The sequence below is a fragment of the Gemmobacter sp. 24YEA27 genome, assembly GCF_030052995.1.
GTDB lineage: Bacteria > Pseudomonadota > Alphaproteobacteria > Rhodobacterales > Rhodobacteraceae > Pseudogemmobacter.
In genome coordinates, this window is record NZ_JASJPW010000005.1 from 36,024 (window position 1) to 58,340 (window position 22,317).

General features: G+C 63.3%; 16 protein-coding genes and 1 pseudogene. 11 read left to right on the forward strand and 6 right to left on the reverse strand.

What is annotated here, in order from left to right; translation table 11 throughout:
• Window positions 1–970: 970 nt before the first annotated feature.
• From QNO18_RS22435 to QNO18_RS22445, 3 genes are all read right to left on the reverse strand, one after another.
• Window positions 971–1,790 (reverse strand): IS5 family transposase gene (locus QNO18_RS22435; RefSeq protein ID WP_283179712.1). Its coding sequence is split into 2 segments (ribosomal slippage): window positions 971–1,441 and window positions 1,443–1,790, totalling 819 coding nucleotides; the frame shifts between segments, so codons are not numbered across the junction.
• A gap of 912 nt (window positions 1,791–2,702) precedes the next feature.
• Window positions 2,703–3,077, reverse strand: coding sequence for a PRC-barrel domain-containing protein (locus QNO18_RS22440; protein ID WP_283179713.1), 375 nt, complete (start codon window positions 3,075–3,077; stop codon window positions 2,703–2,705).
• 54 nt (window positions 3,078–3,131) lie between these two features.
• Complete coding sequence (locus QNO18_RS22445) at window positions 3,132–4,031, reverse strand: PRC-barrel domain-containing protein (RefSeq protein ID WP_283179714.1); 900 nt, start codon at window positions 4,029–4,031, stop codon at window positions 3,132–3,134.
• Window positions 4,032–4,588: 557 nt separating this feature from the next.
• Between QNO18_RS22445 and QNO18_RS22450 the strand changes: the two genes are divergently transcribed.
• Window positions 4,589–5,620, forward strand: coding sequence for a diacylglycerol kinase family protein (locus QNO18_RS22450; RefSeq protein WP_283179715.1), 1,032 nt, complete (start codon window positions 4,589–4,591; stop codon window positions 5,618–5,620).
• Window positions 5,617–6,423, forward strand: a complete 807-nt coding sequence (locus tag QNO18_RS22455; protein WP_283179716.1) for a metallophosphoesterase — start codon at window positions 5,617–5,619, stop codon at window positions 6,421–6,423. The genes QNO18_RS22450 and QNO18_RS22455 overlap by 4 nt, the downstream gene beginning before the upstream one ends.
• Window positions 6,424–6,677: 254 nt before the next feature.
• On the opposite strand, the gene QNO18_RS22460 is transcribed toward QNO18_RS22455, so the two are convergent.
• Window positions 6,678–7,361, reverse strand: a complete 684-nt coding sequence (locus QNO18_RS22460) for a VTT domain-containing protein (RefSeq protein WP_283179717.1) — start codon at window positions 7,359–7,361, stop codon at window positions 6,678–6,680.
• A gap of 117 nt (window positions 7,362–7,478) precedes the next feature.
• Here QNO18_RS22460 and uppP point away from each other — a divergent pair, with 117 nt between their 5' ends.
• A complete protein-coding gene (gene uppP / locus QNO18_RS22465; RefSeq protein WP_283179718.1) occupies window positions 7,479–8,303 on the forward strand; it encodes an undecaprenyl-diphosphatase UppP in 825 nt (274 codons plus the stop codon).
• A 19-nt stretch (window positions 8,304–8,322) separates the two neighbouring features.
• On the opposite strand, the gene QNO18_RS22470 is transcribed toward uppP, so the two are convergent.
• Window positions 8,323–9,618 carry a HAMP domain-containing sensor histidine kinase gene (locus QNO18_RS22470; protein WP_349293939.1) on the reverse strand — a complete coding sequence of 432 codons (1,296 nt, stop codon included), beginning with the start codon at window positions 9,616–9,618 and terminating at the stop codon, window positions 8,323–8,325.
• Window positions 9,585–10,298 (reverse strand): response regulator transcription factor, encoded by a 714-nt coding sequence (locus tag QNO18_RS22475; RefSeq protein ID WP_283179719.1) that lies wholly within the window; start codon window positions 10,296–10,298, stop codon window positions 9,585–9,587. The genes QNO18_RS22470 and QNO18_RS22475 overlap by 34 nt, the downstream gene beginning before the upstream one ends.
• Window positions 10,299–10,503: 205 nt before the next feature.
• Here QNO18_RS22475 and QNO18_RS22480 point away from each other — a divergent pair, with 205 nt between their 5' ends.
• The 8 genes and pseudogenes from QNO18_RS22480 (at window position 10,504) to QNO18_RS22515 (ending at window position 22,302) form a co-directional block, all read left to right on the forward strand.
• A complete protein-coding gene (locus QNO18_RS22480; protein WP_283179720.1) occupies window positions 10,504–10,824 on the forward strand; it encodes a cadmium resistance transporter in 321 nt (106 codons plus the stop codon).
• Window positions 10,821–11,132, forward strand: a complete 312-nt coding sequence (locus tag QNO18_RS22485; RefSeq protein WP_283179721.1) for a cadmium resistance transporter — start codon at window positions 10,821–10,823, stop codon at window positions 11,130–11,132. The genes QNO18_RS22480 and QNO18_RS22485 overlap by 4 nt, the downstream gene beginning before the upstream one ends.
• 51 nt (window positions 11,133–11,183) lie before the next feature.
• On the forward strand, window positions 11,184–14,606 hold the full coding sequence (locus tag QNO18_RS22490; RefSeq protein WP_283179722.1) for a glycosyltransferase: 3,423 nt from the start codon (window positions 11,184–11,186) through the stop codon (window positions 14,604–14,606).
• Window positions 14,603–15,556: a hypothetical protein gene (locus tag QNO18_RS22495; protein ID WP_283179723.1), complete on the forward strand. Its 954-nt coding sequence runs from the start codon at window positions 14,603–14,605 to the stop codon at window positions 15,554–15,556. Before QNO18_RS22490 ends, QNO18_RS22495 begins: the two co-directional genes overlap by 4 nt.
• Complete coding sequence (locus tag QNO18_RS22500) at window positions 15,547–17,151, forward strand: DUF3131 domain-containing protein (protein WP_283179724.1); 1,605 nt, start codon at window positions 15,547–15,549, stop codon at window positions 17,149–17,151. The genes QNO18_RS22495 and QNO18_RS22500 overlap by 10 nt, the downstream gene beginning before the upstream one ends.
• An 88-nt stretch (window positions 17,152–17,239) precedes the next feature.
• Window positions 17,240–18,264, forward strand: a pseudogene (locus tag QNO18_RS22505) (IS110 family transposase).
• Window positions 18,265–19,043: 779 nt separating this feature from the next.
• Window positions 19,044–19,433 carry a hypothetical protein gene (locus QNO18_RS22510; RefSeq protein ID WP_283179725.1) on the forward strand — a complete coding sequence of 130 codons (390 nt, stop codon included), beginning with the start codon at window positions 19,044–19,046 and terminating at the stop codon, window positions 19,431–19,433.
• Complete coding sequence (locus tag QNO18_RS22515) at window positions 19,423–22,302, forward strand: response regulator (RefSeq protein ID WP_283179726.1); 2,880 nt, start codon at window positions 19,423–19,425, stop codon at window positions 22,300–22,302. The genes QNO18_RS22510 and QNO18_RS22515 overlap by 11 nt, the downstream gene beginning before the upstream one ends.
• Window positions 22,303–22,317 lie beyond the last annotated feature (15 nt).

The following is a 22,317-nucleotide window of genomic DNA, read 5'->3' on the forward strand; positions in this document are numbered from 1 at the left end:
GCCACCTTACTCGCGCTGGCCCCGCAAGCCATCCGGGCCGAGGCATTGCCGCCCGCGCCCGAAGGTCTCAGTTACTGGGGCCTCGGGTCAACCGGCCTTCTGTGCTACCGGGACCCTTGTCCCAGGCACGGGGTTTTCCGGATCGGCACCGATGGTACCAGGGGCCGTCCGCTTTCGCATGACGACCAGCCAGATACACACTTGCGGGGGGAGATCGTCACCTCGCCCAGGCGCGGGCAGCCTTTGCCGATGGGGAGTGTCTGCTTGTCAGCGGTCATCTGGAGGGCGACATCCTCGTCATCGCAGCGCTGCACGGTCCCTGCCCGTTCGCGCCCTGAACCCAGAAACGAAAGCCGCGCGGGTCGTCTCTGCTCCGGCCCTCCTCGCCCTTGGCGGCGGGCTGCTGGCCCTGAACCGCTCTGACGGCTGCGGCGGATCGGGCCGCAACACGGGCGTCTGCCCCGATCAGCTGGGCGTCCCGCCAAAGGGGGACGGCTTTGCGCGGAGCTGCAATGCGCTCCGGGTCTGTGATCTGCCGGGGGGCAGCAAACCGGATCGGGCCGGCATCATCTTCTATAGGCCGGATGGCGAAAGACGCTGGTTCGGCCGTATCGACCGCCAGCGGCAATGGCAAATGCCGCCCCGCCGCTGCCGGATCTGCCCGAGGGCTTCATCCCTTTCCCGCGCGCCCCGATCACGATGTCTCCTGATAAAAGCCGGGTCCAGTGCTGCTGCGCCGCTTTTCAGGCCCCGGCGAGATCCGCGCGCGGATCGCCATTTTCGGGCGCGTAAGCAACACGAGATCCTGGATGATCTTGGGCCTGCGCGGCTCTGGCATCCGTCGAAGGAAGCGCTTCTGGTGGTGCTGGCCGCGCCCACAGCAAGCGGCGCATCCACCGATTTTCGGATCTATCAGGCCAGTCAGGACCATACCGATCAAACTCACGGCGCAGGGCACCAGAGGGGCCCGCTACCGGCTTGTTCTCTCCGCAATCGCAGCCCTAGGTCGTGTTGATAAATGGCGAAGCCATAGCCTGATGCAGGCAACGTCTACGAAGCCGAGGAAACTGTCTGCGGTTTTGTCATAGCGGGTTGCCAGTCTGCGGCTGTTTTTCAGTTTGTTGAAGCAGCGCTCGACCATGTTGCGCAGGGTGTAAATGGTCATGTCGACAGTCTTGCGCACCCTTCGGTTCTTTCGCATCGGTATCATGGGCAGGGCGTTGCGGCTCTCGATGTCTTCCCGAATTTTATCAGAGTCATAGCCCCTGTTGGCGACCAGAACTGCCGGTTGGGGCAGATTGTCGGCCATCACCAGATCGTAGCCGGTGTAGTCGGAATCCTGCCCGGGCGTGATCTCGGTCCTCATCGGGAGGCCCGCACCGTTGACCCGGAGATGGATTTTGGTCGAGAACCCACCTCTCGAACGGCCAGGAGCCTCTTGTCAGCAGTCCCCCTTTTGCGCCTGCCGCATGATCATGGGCGCGGATCACAGTGCTATCAACCATCTGGAGCTTGTCTGGCGCGATCCCAGCGTGGTTCAGCGCGTCCAGGATGTCCTCCCACAGCCCTGCGAGCGTCCAGCGGCGGAACTGCCGGTAGACTGAGGACCACTTGCCTAACCCTTCGGGCAGGTCGCGCCAAGGCGCGCCGGTTCTTGCGACCCAGAAAATACCATTCAGAACAATACGATGATCCGCAGGATTCCGCCCATTCGGGTGTCGGACGCCACGAATGAAGCCCTCAAAGAAGGCCCACTCATCGTCGGATATCAGGTTGCGCGCCAAGCCCATCTCCCAAGTAGAGATGAGCTTGAATCATAGGACGCCTGCAAGCGGAATCCCTTTGGTCAACACGACCTAGTCATCGGTCGGTCCATCTGGCTGCTGGTCTCGTCCGGTTTGCAGATCTACGCCTGGACCAACCAACTGAGCGGGATTTCGGGATGCAGGGCGGGCGCCACTTAAGATGGCGTGCTGCCGGCGCGGAGACGGTCTGATCGCCGGAGCATCGCCGCGAAGCGAAATCGGTGCCGTCCTCGTGCCGCGTATCCAGCCGAGGTGTTCGCGCATTATTTCGCGCTGCAGGTCGCCGCGACCGAACAGCGCGAGCCGATGCGCATGTGCATGAAATCCGCGCCCGGCTTGTCAGGCTGATGCGATGCCACGGCGCGGCTTTCTGCCGCGGTGGCGTCTGGACGGCCACTCCGCTTTGCCTGTCGCAGGAAGGAGCGCTTTTGGTGATGCGGGCGTCGGGAGACGGGCGGATCTGGTACAACCAGACCGCGTCCGACATACGCGAACTGTCGCCGCCCGACGGGTTCGCCGGTCGCATGAACCGCTCTGCGTGGAGCAGCTTTACGGTCTCGCATGCGGAGATCGGGGGCCGTTCCGTCCCCTGGAGCGGGGATGAAATGGCTGTTAGAGAGGCGCAGGCGGCGGTGTAATCTTTCGCGCGGCGCCAGACCCTGTCTGGTTTCATGACCGGTTACTGCGACCAGGTGTCGATGCAGCGATGTCCCGGTGATCCGCAACCAGTCAGTTCGGTGGCCATTGCGGTGAATGTCGCCACGGCGCGTGCAGCCACCCATTTTTGACAAGCAAAGCCATTTGGGGCAGGGCCAAGGCCGCTTCCGGTCTGATCTTGACGAAAAAACCGGCCCCTTTCGGGGCCGGAAAGCAACGGGAAAAGCCTGGCCGGCCGGGTTACAGCCAGTAGGGATTGACCCCGTAATGATCATAGGAGCGTTTCTGCCAGTCGCGGTTGGAACGCCAGTCATCCGTATAGGCCGGTGCGCCCTCAAGCTGCGCTTTGGTCAGATCGGTAACATAGACGCCCCGCGCGCTGTCATAGCGCAGCTTGCCGAAGGGGATGGGATGATAGTCCGAACCGATCCCGAGGAACCCGCCGAACTGCAACACGCCATAGACGACTTTGCCCGAGGCGGGGTCGATCATGATATCGTCGATATGGCCAAGATCATCGCCCGCCGGGCTGTAGACCTTGGTGCCTTTGACGTCATCTTTGCCCGAAATCAGGTGGGCGGTGGTGGCTTCATATCCGGGAACTGCAGTGGTCATCTGTCTTCTCCTTTTGGAAAGATTAGGAAAGGTGGTCTGGTTCGGGCGCCCGGCTTACGTCCTGTGCTCGGGCAACGCTTCGAGCTGTTCACGGGTCAGGGATGTTTCGATCCGCACGACTGAGTTGTCGGCATCCCGGATGACGGTGAGAGTATCAAGCGGCACGAGGACGGATTTTGCGCCAATCCCGAGAAAGCCGCCGACATCAATCACCGCTCCTGAAAGCGTGTCCCCATTCAGGACCAGATCACTGACCGCCCCGATATTTTCGCCTGCCATATCCTGCACGGTGGCACCCGTCAGTTCCTCCGAGGTCGGAGCAACTGCTGCGCTCTGGCCGGCAACGGGCGCTGCAGTGGTGGCATCGGCCGCCTCCCCGGCAACGGGGCTCAGGGTGGCATGGTCATCCCAGGAATATCCGGCCGTCAGACTGTCATCGCTCCATTCAGGAAGCGCCTCAAGCTGATCACGCGACATGCTGGCGACGACGAAGAAGTCACCAAGATCGTCCGGTGTCGCGGTATCAGCCACGAAGTAAAGATCATTGGTGCCCACCATTACAGTGCGGCTGCCCATCCCGAGGAAGCCACCGATATCAAGCAGTACGCCCTGAATCTCGCCATCCTGGCTGAGGATAATATCGTTGATCTTGCCGATATCTTCCCACTGATCACGACCGGCGATAAAGGTCTCGCCACTGGTCCAGCGCGCGGACCGCTCGTCCCAGGCGGGATCTGCGGGTCGGGCGGCGCGCAGCTCGGTTACAGCATCCGGGCTGAGGGTATAAAGGTTCATCCCGGTAAATTCCGATGCGCGGAAGCCCGGAACCATAGCGCCTTGGGCCATTGCGTCGGCAACAGCTGCTTCGGCCGGAGCTTCGGGCGTCTGGGTCTGGGCTGCCACGATGCCACTGGTCGCCAGAAGAATGGCAGAGGTGAGCATGAGAGTCTTCATGTAGTCTCCTGTCTTTTCAGTTTCAGCCAGGGCGTTCCGGATAAAGCGAATGGCCTCTCCGAACTTTCCGGCCCGCCCAGGTCGGGCATGACAAACAAACCGGCGTGGCGAAGAAATGTTCCGGTAAAATTGAAAGATAATTTATAATAAATCGTTCAATATCAATTAATTGAATACCAAAGCGCGGCGCCATGAAGGCTCCGTTTCCCGCGCTGCGGGTAACCGGTCACGGCAGGCGGGGCCTGGCTTATGTGACCGAGGGACCTGAGGTCCGGACTTATATGCTGAGACGTATTCTGCCCAGGCGTCAGGTGCGATTGCGGCCTTACAAGAAGGGCCGCCTTTGTATTTCGAACGGTAAACCAACTTCCGGCAGGGATCGCGGTTCCCCAAGGCCCTGGACCCGATGTCACGCGCGGCACCTGACTGCGGTCATTCGCCGTGAAGCCGTGGCGATTTGGGCAAAAACCCGCCCAGGCCGCGGGCGAGGTCGGAGAATACGGTGCGGAAGGGAACGTAAACGGCGCGGCGGGCATTCGCCTGCCGGTGCCAGTGAAATGCATCTTCGTGCACTGCGCTGCTGCCAATCAATCGCGCTCGCGGAGCTTTACAATATGGGCAAGAACCTTACCGGCGATGGCAGGCTGGATCTGGCATCGACCTCGGTCGCGCTGCTGGCCAATGCTGCATCGGGTCGCGATGATACAGCCGCGCAGGTCGAAGAGATCCGCGCGCAGCTGGAGCCGCATGTCGGCAGTTTCCGCCACTATCCCCTGCGCAAGGGATCAGAAATCGCCTCCGTCGCTCAGCAGGCCGTAAAAGACGGTGCCGGGCTTATCGCAACTCTGGGCGGAGACGGGACACAATCCGCCGTTGCCGGTGCGCTTGCCGGGTCTGACACGGCGATGGCGGTGCTGCCGGGCGGCACCTTCAACTATTTCTCGCGCGGACTGGGTCTGGGCAATGACCTGTCCGATGCGCTTGAGGCACTGGTGGCGGGGCATGTTGCCTGGATCGATCTTGGTGAAGTGAACGGGCGCATCTTTCTCAACAATGCCAGTTTCGGCGTCTATCCCGACATTCTCGAACGCCGCGAGTCAATATATCATCGCTGGGGCCGCAGCCGTCTTATGGCCTATTGGTCGGTCCTGGCCTCGCTGCTCGATCTGCGTCATCCGATGCAACTCAGGGTCAGTGCCTCGGGCGAGACGCGCGACATCACCACGCCGCTCGCCTTTGCGGCACGCAGCCCCTATCAGCTGGACAGCCTGGGGCTGGAGGGAGCGGACGCAGTGCGCGACGGGCATTTCGCGTTGTTTATCGCACAGGGCCACCGCAGGCGTGACATGATGACGGCGGCGCTGCGGCTGGCCTTTGGGCGTGCGCGGGAAGGCGTGGATTTTGAACTGATCATTGCCGATGATATCGTGATCTCCGGCGGGCGTGCGCGGCGGCTGGTCGCATTCGACGGCGAGAAAACCCATATGGCGGGCCCCTGGCACCTGAAGGTTCGCAAGGATCATCTGCGTGTGATCGTCCCGCCTCCTGCGACTGCGCCGCCCGACAGTCAGAAGAACGAGAGCCAATGACGAAACTTCTGCACCTGACTGACCTGCATTTCGGGGCAGAGAGGCAGGACCTGACGCCCGCGCTGGCGCGGGCGATTGCGCTGGCCGATCCCGATGTGATCGCGGTCTCGGGTGATCTGACCCATCGGGCCCGGCCAGAGCAGTTCACAGCGGCCGTTGCATTCCTCCGGCAGCTTGGGCGACCGGCCATCGCTGTGCCGGGCAACCATGACATACCTCTGTGGAACTTTGGGTTGCGGCTGACCGCTCCATTCCGGCGCTGGCGCGAAGGGGTGCCCGCCGATCTGCGCAGCGACTGGTTGCACATTGGCGATTTCCACCTCTTTGCCGCCAATACTGCCGATCCGATGCGTATCCGCCCCGGTATCCTGCGCGAGAATGATATCCGGCGGATCTGCGCCGGGCTTGCAGCGGCGCCATCCGCGGCATTCAGGGTGCTGGTCTGCCACCATCCGCTCGAAGAACCACCAGGATTTGATCGCGGCGAGACGCGCAATGCCGCGCAGGGTATGGCGCGTCTGGTGAAAGCGGGTCTGGATATCAGCCTGAGCGGGCATCTGCATCACTGGCAGCCCGGTCTGGGCGTAACCGAAACGAACACCCGCCCACTGTTGCAGATCCAGTCCGGCACTGCGCTTTGCGCCCGCCCGGGCGAGAAAAACCACGGCTTCGCGTTGCTGGAATCCCATCCGGGCGGCGTCAGCGTCACGCCCTGGCTGCTTGACGAGGCTGAAAAACGCTTTTGCCCCGCCAAAGCGGTGAGCTTCCGGTGGAGCGATGAAGGCTGGCTTCGGGAGAGGTGAGCGGGCTCAGTTTTGCCTGTTCAGGGCAGCCATGGCTGAATGAGCAGGGAAGCAGAATCTCGCGCTCATCTGACGGCAGCTTTTCAGGCGCTGCCCCGACATCCTCAACCTCGCGCTGACACTTTCCCCAAAGCGTCCACATGTTATTGCAAAGAATGGTGAGAACCAGGATGACAGAGTGTCAGGGCTCGCAGACGCATATGACGATCAAATTGCGCTGCCCGACAAAACGGACCGGGCCCTGCACCGCATCTTCAGGGCTGTCGGAGCGATGCCCGCGATACAGCCCGGACAAGTCGTTTGCAGCACCGCCGAACGGGAAGCAGCTGCACCGCCCATTCCAGAACCAAACTGATCGTCATCGCAAAAAGCAGTGCGACGATAATCGCGATCCAGGTGTTTTCGCCAAACCAGTGCCCGGCGAGATTGCCTGCAAGCGTCATGAAAAGCGCCCAGCAGATGCCTGCAACCGTGCACCAGGGCAGAAAGCGCCCATAGCTGGTATCGACCATTCCTGCCGCCAGATTGGTCGTGATGCGCAGGCCCGGCAAATAGCGCATCGAGACCAGGGTAAGGCCAAGACGCTTTTCCAGACCTGCTTCGACCTTCAGGATCAGCGGCTCCAGCCGGCGCAAATAGCCCGAGGTGAGACGCTGCCGGTCCACCATTCTGCCGACCCCGTAAGCCACATGATCCCCCAGCACAGAACCAAGCGCCGCCGCCAGCATCAGTGGCCAAAGCAGCGGCTGGCCTTCAGCGGCGGCGAGCGCCGCCAGCGGCACCACCACGGTTTCGGCCGGCACCGGCGGAATGAAACCGTCCCCCATCACGCAAAGAAAGACGATCAGATAGATCCATGGCGAGCGCGCCATGGGCATGACGATGTCGTTGATAATTTCCATGGCATCCGGGATCAGAAAGAGGGCGGTAAGTCGCACCGGTCCCGCTACCACGGCGACCTGACCTGAACCTGATGCGGGCCAACCCGGGATGCTATCAGGTTCCGGTCAGCCGCATCCCTTATCAGGACCTCGGATTAACGAAGAGTGCCGCCGATGGAAATCTGGGAAGCAGCCGTTCTGGGGCTGTTGCAGGGCCTGACCGAGTTTCTGCCGGTCTCCTCAAGCGCGCATCTGCGCATCGCGGGCGCGGTGATGCCGGCCGCGCATGATCCGGGGGCCGCCTTCACTGCCATCGTGCAGATCGGCACTGAACTGGCGGTTTTGCTGTATTTCCGCCGTGAGATCCTCGCGATCTGGCGCGCGATGGCACGGCAGATTGGTGGCAGGGCCTTTGATGCTGATGCGGCCCGGCTGGGTTGGCTGATCGCGATCGGCACGCTGCCGATTGTCGGGCTTGGGCTGGCTTTTGCAGATCTGATCGAAACCGCCTTGCGCAACCTTTATGTCACCGCTGCCATGCTGATCGCCTTTGGGATCGTGCTGGGGCTGGCGGACAGGTTCGGCAGCCGCAAGAAGGCGTTGCGCCAGCTTGGCTGGCGGGCCGGTATTTTGCTAGGTTTTGCCCAGGCTCTGGCACTGATCCCCGGTGTCTCGCGCTCGGGTGCGACGATCAGCGCCGGGCTCTTGCTGGGCTTTCGCCGCGAGGATGCGGCACGATATGCCTTCCTGCTGGCGATCCCTGCCGTGTTCGGCTCGGGCTTTTATCAATTGTTCAAATCGATGGGAGTGCCGGATCAGGCCGGGCTCGCCCCGACCGCTGTGGGCACCGCCGTGGCGTTTCTGAGCGGCTATATGGTTATCGTGGCCTTCATGCGTCTGATCACGACCGCCTCTTTCCTGCCCTTTGTCTGCTACCGGATCGGGCTTGGCCTTATCTTGCTGGCCTTGCTCCTGACCGGAGGGCTGGCGCCGGTCTGATCCGCCGGGACGTGCGGGGTCAGGACAGCGGCAGCACCAGCTCGACACAGAAAGCCTCGTTATGCGCTATGGTCGCGGTGCCGCCGAGATTGGCCATCGCCTGACGCACGATGGCGAGTCCAAGGCCAGTGCCGCCCTCGCTTTGCCGCCCCTTGCGAAAGCGGTCAAACAACAGCTCGGCTTCGGCCGCCGGTGCGGCGGGCCCTTCATCCGAGACCCGGATGACCGCGCGATTGTCCGGCAGGGCCTGCAGCGACAGCGTCAGCCGGCCCTGGCCATGTTTCAGCGCATTGTCGAGCAGATTGCGCACCGCCTGGCGCAGCTGCCCGCCGCCCCGCGCCAGCATCAGCCCCTCGCTGAGCTCCAGCGTCAGCGCGCGCCCGGCGGCCTCGCAGGCGGGCAGCATAGCGGCGGCGGCATCGCGCAGGATACGCGCCACCGCCACCGGGGCCTCTGCGGCTCCGCCAAGGTTTTCGTGATCAAGCCGCGCCAGATCGAGCAATTGCTGCAGCAGATGGCGCATCTCGTCCATATCGTGGCGAATGGCCTGCCAGTCGGGTTTTACGCCCATTTCCGCATTTTGCAGCCGCAGATCCAGCACCGCAAGCGGCGTGCGCAGCTCATGCGCCGCATCTGCCGTAAAGCGTTTCTCCATCGCATAGGCCTCGGCCAGCCGGTCGAGAGCGATATTGGCGGAACGGGCGAGCGGCAGGATCTCTACGGGCAGCTCTTCCAGCGGGATGCGGCGGTCAGGGGTGGATTTGCTGATGGTCGCGGCCAGCGCGGCAGCCCGGTGTACCGAACCAAGCGCCCAGTCCGACAGCATCCGGATCGAGATCAGGCTGATCAGCGCCAGAATCGCAATCACCACCACAGAGCCGGTCATGCGGTCACGGAAAATCTGGCAGAGCTCTTCGCATTCTGCCCAGTCATTGCGACCCAGTATCAGCACCTTATCGGCGCCGACCGCCCGCACTGCCATCGTGGAGGGGATCTGATCAGGGCGGCTCAAAGGGGGAATGAACGTGAGAGCAGGCTGCGCCGCCGGGCTATGGGCGATCAGCCTGCCATCTGCCGTATAGAGCGCATAGCGCCAGTCGGATGCTGAGAAGTGATGCGGCAGACGGGCAATGTCATCAGGTGCCGGCGGCCGCGGCAGTCCTGCCAGCAGGATCTCGATCTGTTCGCGGAACACATGGTCGCGGACATCATTGTCCAGATCCAGAAGATATATCGCCACATTCACCACGCCAAGGGTGAATACCGCCGCCATCACCAGGATCAGACGGCTGCGAAGACTATTGATCCGGCGCATTCGTCCCCCGAGCGCCAGCCGGTAGCCAAGACCGCGCAGGGTCTCGATCCGCACCGAAGTCGGCGTCGCCGACAGTTTTTTGCGCAGACGGGACACGATGGCCTCAACGGCATTCGGGTCACAGGCTCGTCCAGCGAGTAAAGCCTGTCCTCAATGCTGTCCTTAATCACCACACCGGGGGCCGCGCGGATCATCTCTTCGAGCAGCGCATATTCCTTGCGGGCCAGATCGAGCGTTACGCCTGAGACGCGCACCGACATCGCCGCGGGCTCAAAGAGCAGATCGCCGAACTGCAGCAGGATCGGTTGCCGCGCACCCGGACGGCGCAGCACGGCCCGCAGACGGGCCTCCAGTTCGGTCAGGCTGAAGGGTTTTACCACGTAATCATCCGCACCGGCATTCAACCCGGTGACCTTACTCTCCACCCCGTCGCGGGCGGTCAGGATGATGACCGGAATGCCGGCATTCTGCCCCCCGCGCCGCAATGCCGTCAGCAGGCTGAGACCGTCACCATCGGCAAGCCCGAGGTCGAGCACCATCGCGTGATAGGCAGAGATCGCCAGCAGATGCTGTGCTTCCACGCCGCCCGGTGTGTGATCGACCACGAAGCCGGCCCGCGTCAGATGGTCAGCAACCATCGCGGCCAGATCCCGGTTATCCTCGACCAGCAAAACCCGCATTCCGCCTCCCTCTGCGCAGCCCGCCCCGGCTTTGCCTCTGCCCCGATCCTGACCGCCAAAGCTGATCAGGCGCTGACAGTCTCAGATCCTGTGCCGAACCCGGCGGCTTCAGGCAAGCCTATCAGGTTCCCGTCAGCGAAGGCGGATAGGGTTCCGGGCCTGCGGCAGGCCGGCCCGCGACGGATCCGACACAGATGAGACTGGTATGAGTTCTGAATTTCTGGCGGCCATTGTGCTCGCCATACCGCTGTTCGCGGCCACTAATATCGACAATTTGATTCTTCTTACAGGGTACTTCGCCGACCGCCGCCTGCGGGTGGCGGAGGTCCTCGCCGCTCAGTTTGCCGGTATGGCGCTGCTGATCCTTGCAAGTCTGCTGGTTGCAGGTGGTGTGCTGGCGCTGACCGACGGCCATGTGGTGCTGCTGGGGCTGTTGCCGATCGGGATCGGGGTTTACAAACTGTGCCAGCGTCGCCTGGCCGACCCGGATGTCAGTGGTAGCATTGCGCGCCCGCGCGGGCAGTGATCGGCAATATTGGCGCGGTTTTTCTGGTCATGCTGGCCAATGGCGGTGACAATATCAGCGCCTATGCGCCGATATTTGCGCTTCAGTCAGGGGCTGCGACAGGCCTCATCATCCTGAGTTTTCTGCTTATGACCGCGCTTTGGCCCGCGCTGGCCTTCTGGTTGGTCCGTCATCCGGCGATCGGCCGGCCGATCCGCAGATATGGCGAACTGCTGCTGCCCTATGTCCTGATCCTGATTGGTCTGTGTGTTCTCTGGGACGGGGTATCGTCCGAATTTCCCCGGCGGGGAGAGCGTGGCGTGTCTTAATTCATGAGCCAGACCCGTGACGTCTTTTTGCCACCCCCCGCCGGAAAGCTGATGCCGCCTCCCGAGCCGGGCGACCCTGTATTCCAGGACCGCAGCGGATTGCGTCATCGCAGCTGGCGCCGGGTCTTCCGCTTCGGGTTGCTGGCGATGTTGCTCTGGCTGGTGGCCCTGATTGTCCTCGCCCTGCAGCCCGGATCTGAGCGCAGCCCAGAGCAGATGCGCGCGGAAGGAGAGACCACGGCCCATCTCGCCGGGGCGGCGCGAGGGGGCCCGAACCCGGAACTGCCGACCGTCCGGGCGCTGGCAGATGCGCCCGCTGACCCCGACCCGAAAACCGGCCAGCGCGGTCGATGCCGTCCGGCGCAGCCGATGTTCGGCGCCGCCATGGCCTCAGCCGCAGAGGCGCGCCACAGTGGCAGGCGGATCTATGCGATCCTGCCGATGTATCTCGACAATGCTTTCCTGCCGCTTGAAAGGCATTGCGGGCTGATCGATGCGATCCTGCCGGAGTGGTTTGAGATTGATGCTGATGCGCTGCGGGTCGAGGCCGCCAGCCTCGATACAGAATTGACGGAAACGGTCGCCTCGGTGCGGGCGGCCCGGGGAAAAGAGCTGACATTCCTGCCGGTTTTCGGCGCGGGCGGCACGCTGGAGCCGCGGGCATTTCTGGATCGGATTACAAAGGCCGATGCCCGCTCCGGGCTGGTTCAGGCGATGCTGACCAGCGCCGCGGGGGTCGGGGCCGATGGGCTTTGTCTGCGGCTGCGGGGCGTCAGCGGCGCCGAGCTGAAAGCCGCGCTGCCTTTTCTGCACGAGTTTTCAGACGCCGCCCGCGCCGCCGGGATGACCCGCTGCCTCATAACGGATGCAGGCTCGCGGCAATGGGCCGAAAAGACCGTCACCACCCTGTTCGATACCGTTGTTGTCACCCTTTTCCATGAGCCCTGGATGGGGTCTGTTCCGGCGCCGCTCGCGCCACAGGACTGGTTCCGCAGCGAGGCCCGGGAAATGCGCAGCCTTGTCGGGCAGAAAAAGCTGGTGATCGCGCTTGGTGGTCATGCCGAGGACTGGGTGTCCGGGAGGGCCGGGCCAGAGCGGTTAAGCCTCGCCGGGGCGATGCACCGCATTGCCGGGGCCGGGGCTGAGATCCGCTTTTCCCCGACCGCGCTGAACAGCTACGCCGAATTTGCCGACGCCTCAGGGGTCCGGCATCAGATCTGGATGCTGGATGCGGCCTCGGCCTATAATGCGGTCAAGACGCTGGATGATCTGGGCATTGCCGGCATCGGTCTGGCCAGCCCAGGCGACGAGGAACCGGCCTTCTGGGACGCCCTCGCGCGCTGGCCGGCGGCGGTGGTCGGAGATGACTATCTGCGCCCGACATTTCCGGATCGCGTCCTCTATAACGGGACCGGCTCGTTCTACAGCTTCGGGCAGGCGCCGCGAACAGGATTGCGCAAGGCAGATCTGGAAGAAAGCAGCGGTATGATCGTCGGCCAGGACTATCTGGTGGTGCCAGAGCCGGTGACGATGGAGCGCTTCGGCACATCATCCGGGCCGCAGATCGCACTGACCTTTGATGACGGGCCGGACCCGGTCGCCACCACCAAGATCCTTGATGTGCTGCGGCGCCATAACGCGCCGGCGACCTTTTTCGTGGTCGGGCGGTCCGCCATGGTGGCGCCTGGCCTGCTGACGCGGGCGATCGCCGAGGGGCATATCATCGGTTCGCACACCTTCGGCCATCCCCATATGGACGCCATTGGATCTTTGCGCGCCCGCACCGAGATACGCTCGAACCGGATGGTGATCGAGGGGCTGACCGGGTCCACGCCATTGCTTTACCGCCCGCCCTATGTGCGCGGTCCGGGGCCACTGGATCTCTCAGAAGCCCTGGTGTTCGGGATGATCGGCGAGGAAGGCCATATTGTGGTCGGCAGCGATATTGTGCCACCCGACTGGGCCGGTCTTGGCGCCGAAGAGATCGTGGCCGAGGTGCTGAGCGACCTGGAAACCACCGGTGGCAATGTGATTGTGCTGCATGACGGGCGCAGTCAGGGGATGCATACCGCCGCCGCCGTCGATCTGCTGATCCCGGCGCTGCGTGAAAGAGGCTATCAGATCGTGCCGGTCCCGGCATTGCTGGGGCTGGATACGGCTGCGATGATGCCCGAAGCGCCCTGGGCCACCACACCGGTCAAGACGGCGTCAATCCGGTTGATCGGCGGGCTGATGCAATTCGCCATCCTGGCGCTCTGGCTCTGCCTGTTCGTCAGTTTCCTGCGCAATCTGCTCTATTTCCTGCTGGCATGGCGCCGCGTCGCCAGCTACCCCAGCGATTTTGCGCCCCCTCCGCCGGTTACCGTCATCGTCCCCGCCTATAATGAAGAGGCGGTGATTGTCGCGACGCTGCGTTCGGTGCTGGCAAGCGATTATCCCCGGCTCCACTGCATCGTGGTGGATGACGGATCATCGGACCGGACCGCAGATGTGCTGCAGGCCGCCTTTGACCACAGACCGGATGTCACGCTGATCACCCAGCCGAACCAGGGCAAATGGAGCGCGCTGAACCGCGGCTTTGCGCTTTCTGAAACGCCGGTCACCATTTGCCTTGATGCCGATACCCAAATTGATCCCAGGGCGATCAGGGCATTGGTGAAGCCCTTTTCCGACCCCCGCGTCGGGGCAGTGGCCGGGACCGTTACTGTGGGCAATCGTCGCGGTCTCCTGACCCGGTTCCAGAACATCGAATACATCGTCTCGCAGCAGATCAGCCGCCGGGCACAGGAACATCTCGATGCCATCATGGTGGTGCCGGGCGCACTTGGGGCCTGGCGTACCGACATCGTGCGCAATGCCGGGGGCTTTTCCGGAGAGACACTTGCAGAGGATACCGATCTGACCATCCTTCTACGGCGGGGCGGCTATCGTGTCGCCTATGCCGAAGAGGCCCGTGCCGCGACCGAGGCCCCCGCCGATATCGCATCCCTGATGAAACAGCGGCTGCGCTGGACGCTGGGCAATCTGCAGGCCATCTGGAGACACCGCCGCGCGGTGGCAGACCTTGGCCCGCGCAGATCGTTTTCGATGCTGGATATGCTGCTGTTCGGCTTCGTGGTGCCGGTTCTGGCACCGATCGCCGACCTCACCCTCATGGCCTTTGCCGTCAGCGTCTTTGCAGACTGGTCGGCGGGCAATCAGCTGCGGATCCCGGCCGGGATGGGTCTGGCGCTGCTGCTTTTTCTGATGGTTCAGCTGATGGATTTCCTCGCGGCGGTCATCGCGCTGCGCTGTGACAGGCGCAGCCCGCTCCGGCTGGCCCTGCTGGTGCCCCTGATGAACCTGCTCTATCGCCCGCTGCTCTGTATAACAGTCTATCGTGCGCTCTGGGCCGCGCTGACCGGCAGGCTCAGCCAGTGGAACAAGCTGCGCCGGCGCGGACTTGAGGGCCAGGCAGGGGTGCAGGCCCCATGAAACGCCGCAGAATGCTCGGGCTTCTGGCTGCTTGCGCGCTGCCCTTGCCGGCGGCGGCCCGGACAACCGCCTCTGCCGGTCCACGACGGCTGCTGGTCTCGATCCGTGGGATCGGCCACAGAACCGATCCGGCGCGGCTTTCGGCAGTGCTTGATCTGCTGACCGCCGCCATGATCCCGGCCAGTCTGATCCCTGCGGCCGGTGAGGATAGCGTGGATCCGCTGGCCAATGCCGAAATCTTCGCACTTGTCAGCAACTATGCCAGACGCTTCCCTGGCCTGATTGGGCTGGCGGCGCGCTGCAGGCGCCTTGGGGGTCTGCCGCCCTATGATATCGCGCGCCAGGGCTTTCTGGCCCGGCAGGCGCTGCATCGGCTCATGCCAGAGGCGCCGCCGTTTTGCACGGTGCTGGCCTGCTCCGGGCCATTCGCGGAAGGTGACGCCGCGGCGCTTTCCGGCGCGGGGTTTCGCACCCTGCTGGTCCTGCCGGCGGCGGCAGCACCCGTGCGCGTGACCGGGGGCCCGGGTGCTGTGCTGGTTGTCAGCGGTGGTGAACCGCTTGGCTTCCCGGATGCGGGCGCCGTCTTCGCGCGCCGCCATCTCGGACAGTATCGCCATCTGGTGTTCAGCGCCCCCGAGACCGGCGCCGCGACCCCTGCGGATATCGTCGCAGGGTTGAGCGCCTTTTCGCGTCAGCTGCGCGAGGAGACGACATCAGCCCGGCGCGTCAGCCTGTTGGCCAACGAAGTGGCGCTGCGCAACCATGCAGGCTTTCGTCGCCGGCTGGCGCTGCATCTGTTCGAGCCCGATCCCCGGTTGGAAGGGGATGCCGCTGCGCTGGAGGTCTTTGCCAGGATGCTGACCGGGGCAGAGATCCCGTATAGCAGGGGCCCGATCTGCCCCTGTCCGACACGGCAGAAAGACCGACCGCCCTGTGCTGGATGGAGTTAACATCTCCAGGCATTCGCCAGCCTTCGCCATCCCGCCTTTCCCGGCTCGATCAGAACGGCGCTGACGAGGCGACAGGCTGGCGGCTGAAGGCAGGCGCCGGCGAGGGCATCCCGATCGGACTGGCTTCGGCAAAGGCCGACAGCTTCGGGCTGAACGCCCGGGCCATGCAGATGCTGCCTGTTCTTCTGTCTGTGCGGACCGAAGCCGAGAGCGCAGAAGTGCTTGCCACAGATGTCCCGCTGGCCTGCGAAGGTGTGATCACTGTCAGCCCGGCGGCGGTTCGCAGTGATTTTGCCCGCGCGGCGCTCCTGCGCATGATCGGCAAATTGCGGGTGCTGCCGGGGAACCATCTGACCACCCTGCCCGCGCTGGCAGCCGATCTGCTGCCGCGTGATCCGTTTCTGCCGACGGTTCTGCGCGCCCGCAGTCTCCGCCTGCGCGCGGGCACAGAAGCTGGGTGGCCAGAGCGTTTGCGCGAGGGTGAGGCTCACGATCTGATGGAGGATGCCCGCGCGGCCTGGTCCTATTTCAGCGGTCTCACCAACCGGACCACCGGCCTCTGCCCGGCAACGGTACAGACCGGGGGCGGCGCAGGCGCGGTCCAGGACCGGCTGACGATGTGGGAGGCCGGCAGCCACATCAATGCGCTGATGGCGGCGGCAGATCTGGGACTGATCGCAGAGGAGGAGTTTTCTGCACGTTGTAACCGCCTGCTGAAGACACTGTCGCGGGCCGCAAACGGGCCGCTCAGGCTTCCGCCCGAGACGATCAGCTCATCGACCGGCAAAGGCTCGTCGCGGTTCAACGCCTTCGATACCGGGCGGCTTTTACTGGCACTGGACCGGTTGCGCCGGTACCGGCTGGCGCCGGCGGATATCGCGGCACTGGTCGCCTCCTGGGATTTTTCCACCATTCTCAGGCAGCGCCACCTGCATTCGTGGCGCGATGGTGCTTTCGTCGATGAGTATCGCTCGAATTATTCCGATTATGTCGCGGTCGGTTTCCGTCGATGGGCTTATGACGTGGCCTCGCCCTTCGACAGCCTGCGTCTGCAGGACAATGCGGACCAGCAGATTGCATTGCTGCGTCTGGTCGAGCAGTTCGGCCCGCTCGGGATCGAACCCGCTTTCCTGCATCTGCTCGAAATCGGGCCGGATCATAGTGCGCTGACGCTTGCCGATTGCCTGAGCGCGCTTTTGCGCGACGCAGCGGCGGAGTATGGCCATCCCGTTGCACCGTCGGAATCGCCCGTGAACCAGGTGCCCTGGTTCACCTATCAGGGCTTCCGCCTGCGCGCGGGTCCCGACCCCTGGATGGTCACTGCGGGCTTTGCGGATACGACTGTCTATGACAGCGGCTTTCTGGCCAGGCTGCGCGCGACCAGCTCAAAGGCTGCCTATCTGCTGCATGCGCTGCGGCCCGACACAGCCAGCGCAAAGCTGACTGCGCTGGTGCGGCAGAAGGCCAGGCGCGAGGGCGGCTTCGATTCTGCAATTTTCGTAGCAGACGGACAATCGACGGCCGGCTACACAGATCTGAACACAAATGCAGTCATCCTGACAGCGATTTGCCGAATGTTCGGCGACCAATATTAGGTCATGATCGCTCTGATGATGGGTTGGGTAGCCTCTCCGACGGCACTTATGTGCCACAGTGATCCAGAAAGGATCAGGAGGAACCCCTATGAAGGAAGTCTCGATCATCGGCGTTGACTTGGCGAAACAGGTCTTTCAACTGCACGGAGCGACAGCAGAGGGTGAGGTTGTGTTTCGCAAGAAACTGTCGCGCAAGCAGTTTCTCATGTTCATGCAGTCGCAGCCCGGGTGCGTCGTTGCGATGGAGGCCTGCGCCACGGCCCATCACTGGGCGCGGACGCTGGCGGCCATCGGGCATGAGGTGCGCCTGATAGCCCCGAAATTCGTCAAGCCATATGTGAAGAGCCAGAAAAACGACATGGCGGATGCCGAGGCGATCGCAGAGGCGGGCAGTCGGCCGACCATGCGTTTTGTCGAGGTGAAGACACCGGAGCAGCAGGGCCTCGGCATGATCTTCAGGCTGCGGGATCTTCTGGTCGGACAACGAACGCAGGTGATCAATGCCTTGCGTGGACATCTCGCCGAATTCGGGCTTGTCGCCGGAAAGGGGCGGGAGAACGTGGATAAGCTGCGGGCCGTTCTGGAGCCGGGCGCCGAGGGCGCAGATGATCTTCCTGCGGTGGTCGGCCACATGGCGCAGCTTTGCTTTGATCAGATCGACAGCCTGTCGCAGCGCATCGCCGAGCTTGATGCACAAGTCGCGACGGCCAGCAGACGGTCGCGGTTCTCGGCCCGACTGCAGAGGATGCCCGGTGTTGGCCCCATTTCCGCGATGGCGCTGGCGGCGTTCGCGCCGCCACTGCAGAGCTTCCGCCAAGGACGAGACTTCTCGGCCTGGCTGGGTCTCGTGCCGCGACAGCATTCCAGCGGCGGGAAGCAGAGGCTTGGACGCACGAGCAAATCGGGTCAACGCGATATCCGGCGTTTGCTGATCATTGGCGCGATGGCCGTAATCTCTGGCACCAGGATCCGGCCCCTGCGGAAAGCTCCTGGTTGGGTCGGATCCTGGCCCGCAAGCCACGGATGCTGGCCGCCATCGCGCTGGCAAACAAAATGGCCAGAATGCTGTGGGCCATGATCACGAAGAACGAAGAGTTTCGAGGGGACCGCTGATGGCGAACTGACGAGGTCAGCAGCACCGTCTCGAAAATGCGGGAGAAGCTGAAGCTTGTATGAAATCGATCGGACAGATCGGGGTTGGGGAAACCAGTGTCACATGGAGAGCTCCGAGCTCGCTTTGATGTTTTGACCACAACCCGCGGATCCCATACCGGCCAAGGAGCATAGCGTTCCGACAAAAGGCCTGACACATGGACGCATTCGACCGTATGATGCCAGCCGAGGCGACAGCCCGCTAAAACCGGGGCTACCCACACATGATGTGACCGCGCCCCGACGGCATCAATGTGCCAAGGTGGGTCTGCAACGATCCACAGAGGAGGACGGTCATGTGGGAGACTATCACGGTGCGGCCCGATCTTGCGTAGAATGAATTCCAGGCGCATGTGACCACGATCGGCACTCATGGAACAGTTTGGCATGATCGCGTAGCAAAGGGTTTGGGGCTCATCTTCACCCCATCCGGAGTTGAAAGCCCGAGACGCCGAAGACCCCTGCCGAGCAGACAGTTCGGCGCTCCGGTCGCTGCCGCGTGGTCCCTGTCCGGGTGGATTGCCTTTCCCAACCTTTAACATTTAATAGTTGAGTAGAAATAGCCATTAACACGCTTAACAGGATTTTGCAGGATCATGAGGGCATGGCTTAAGATCAGAGACTTCCGGTCCGGCGGTGTGCTTTCAAACCGGTGTGCCGTGTCACCGGATGGCCCCCCGGATACAGGGGAGCACGGAAAGCTGCAACTTCGCCGCGATGACGGGCCCGCAAACGGAGGTTTGACCGCGCTGATCCCTGCCGGGCTGATGTTGTTTGCGGGGCTCGGTGGGCTCGCATTCGCGAGCCTCCTTGCGGATGGAGTCGAGGGACAATTCGTGGTCGTCAGCCCGCCCTGGCAGGCAGCCGTTCATCTGGTCACCCGCGCTGACGGAGCGTTGCTGGCCGGCGGGGGGTTCAGCAATGTGATCGTTGCGGCTTCCGACCGGCCGGGCTTTGCCGATGACCTTCGCGCGGCCGGGGCATGGCTGGTCTTTCCCGCGCCGCGCGCCCTTGGCTGCGGCACGCCGGACCAGACCAGCGTGCAGGCAGTCCGGGGCGGTGCAGCGCCTGCATTCCAGAAAACCATTCAAGATCAGACCAACAGGCAGGATTCCTCTGATGCAGTATGAGCTGACATTGCTGCGTGAAAAATTTGGCCGCTTTCTGATCGGCCTGCTTTGGCTCCATGCGCCCCTCCTGGCGGTGGTGGCGGCACTCAATGGGCATAGCTGGCTCTGGGCCGGGCTTTCCGGTGTGGCGATCGCCGGGGTCTATCACCTCAGCTATGCCAGCAACGGCATCGCGCTGAGCACCCGTTACCTCTCATCTGTGGCGCTGATGGCGGAGCCCGCCCTGCTGGTCTTTCTGCTGCGCGGTCATGCCTGGCAGATGGATATGCATATGTATTTCTTTGCCATGCTGGCGCTGACCATCGCCTGGTTCGATGCGCGCCCGATCCTGATGGCGGCGGTCGCGGTCGCCCTGCATCACCTGGTGCTGGTCTATTTGCTGCCCTACGCGGTCTTCCCTGCCAATGCCGATCTGCCGCGGGTGCTGCTGCATGCGGCGATCGTGGCCTTCCAGACTGTTGTCCTGGTCTGGCTGGCGCGGATGATCAGCGCCGCATTCGAGCGGATCCGCGACATGAACCAGGAAATTCTGACCGCCAATGCCGAACTGAAACAGCGCACGACCGAGGCGGAAAAGGCCAACCAGGCCAAATCTATGTTCGTCGCCAATATGAGCCATGAGATCCGCACGCCACTGAATGCGGTGCTGGGGTTCTGCCATCTGATGCAGCGCACCGAGATGAATGCCCGCCAACTGGATTATGTGCAAAAGATCAGTGATGCCGGCACCACGCTCCTGCGGCTGATCAATGACATTCTCGACTTCTCGAAGAACGAGGCGGGCAAACTTACCCTGGAGGCGGCGCCGTTCAATCCCCATGCGGTGATCGAACAGCAGCTGCAGATGGTGCTGGTCGGCGCCGAGAGCAAAGGCGTGCACCTGGAGGTGCAGAAAGACCCCGGCATCCCGCGCGAGGTGATGGGCGACGGGATGCGCTTTGGCCAGGTGATCCTGAACCTTGTCAGCAATGCGGTGAAATTCACCGAACAGGGCTCGGTCACCGTGCGCACCCGCGCCGGGGAACGGGTCGGGGATGGTGACAATGACCGGGTGACGATGCTCGTCGAGATCATCGATACCGGTATCGGCATGTCGCCCGAACAGCAGAAGAACCTTTTCACCTCCTTCACCCAGGCCGACAATACCATGACGCGCCGCTTCGGCGGCACCGGGCTTGGGCTTGCGATCAGCCGGCAGATCGTCGGGCTGATGGGCGGCGACATCACCGTGCGCAGCCGCCAGTGGGAGGGGACAACCTTCAGCTTCGCGGTGCATTTCGACCGCGTCTCGGGTATTGTGTCGCAGGACGTGATCCCAGATCCCGGCCTGCGCGATCTGCGTATCCTCGGCGTCGATGACAACCCCGCCTCGCGCCAGCTGATCGAAGAACTGTTCCACCAATGGGGAATGAGGGCCGATGTCGCGGTCTCGGCCAGCGAGGCAATCAGCCGCCTGCAGGCGGCAGACGGAGCCGGAAAACCCTATGAGCTGGTGTTGATCGACTGGAAGATGCCCGGCATGGACGGGCTGGAGGCGGTGCGGGCGATCAGCCAGGATGCCTATATCCGGGCCAAACCGAAAATGGTGGTGGTCACCGCCTATGGCTCGGACCAGTTCACCAGCGAAATCGATGGCTATGGCCATGCCGGCTATCTGACAAAGCCCCTGCAACCCCGCGCCGTGATCACGACGCTCGAGGATCTGTTCCGCAACCGGCTGGCGGGATCCGCGCAAGACCATGCCGAAAAGGCAAAGCCCCGTATCGATGGCGTACCCCAGGTCGAACCCGCCTTGCGCGGCCAGCGCGTGCTCCTGGTCGAGGATAATGAGATCAACCGCGAAATCGCGATTGAACTCCTGACCGATGCCGGGTTGCGGGTCGATGCCGTTGAGAACGGTTTGCAGGCGGTGGAACAGGTCGCGCGCCAGGGCGACAGCTATGCGATGGTCCTGATGGATCTGCAAATGCCGATCATGGACGGAATTGAGGCGACAATCCGCATCCGCAAGGATCGCAGCGCCGCAGAATTGCCGATCGTCGCGATGACGGCCCATGCCTATGCCGATGAGAAAGACCGCTGCATGGCGGCCGGGATGAATGACCATGTCGCCAAACCGGTCGAGCCGCCGGTGCTGCTGGCGGCGCTGAACCGCTGGCTGAAACCGGTAACCCTGGTCCCTGCCCCGGTCAATATCGCGAAAGTCGCCCCGGCGGGGGATGACCTGCCCGACCATCTGCCGCCTTTCGGCATTGCCCGCGCGCTGGAACGGGTGAATGGCAAACGCCCGCTCCTGCGCCGGCTGATCCTGAGCTTTGCCGACAGCCAGGCCAGGGTGCCCGATGAGCTGGGCCGTCTGCTGGCCGAGGGTAAATATGATGATGCCCGCCGCACCGCCCATACGCTGAAAGGGCTTGCCGGTTCGCTGGAATTGCCGGATCTGCAGCAGGCCGCCGCCGAGATGGAGCGCGCGCTGAAAGAGGGCACCCCGGGGGAGCATGAGGCTGCCCCCTATATTGCCCGTATCGCGGCATGGCTGGAACCGGCAGTCGCCGCCGCGCGCGGGCTGAGCGGCACTACCGTCGCAGCGGGAGACAGGTCAGCACCGGTGGCTCCGGCCAGTGCAACGGAGATTGAGGAGCGCCGCGCCGCTCTCCACGAGCAGCTGATCAAACGCAGCCTGAGCGCACGCGCCGGTTTTGCGGCCTGGGCCGAGGCGCTTGGCCTTCCCGCCGAAGCCATCGCGGCGCATCCGCTGCGCCTCGCGCTGGACAGGCTGGATTACGCCACTGCGCTGCGAGAACTGGAAATTTCCGGAAAAGATGCCGGACCCGGATCGGAAAAAGCCTCCGCCGGAGAACAAAGCTGAGAATGGGAAGAAAGC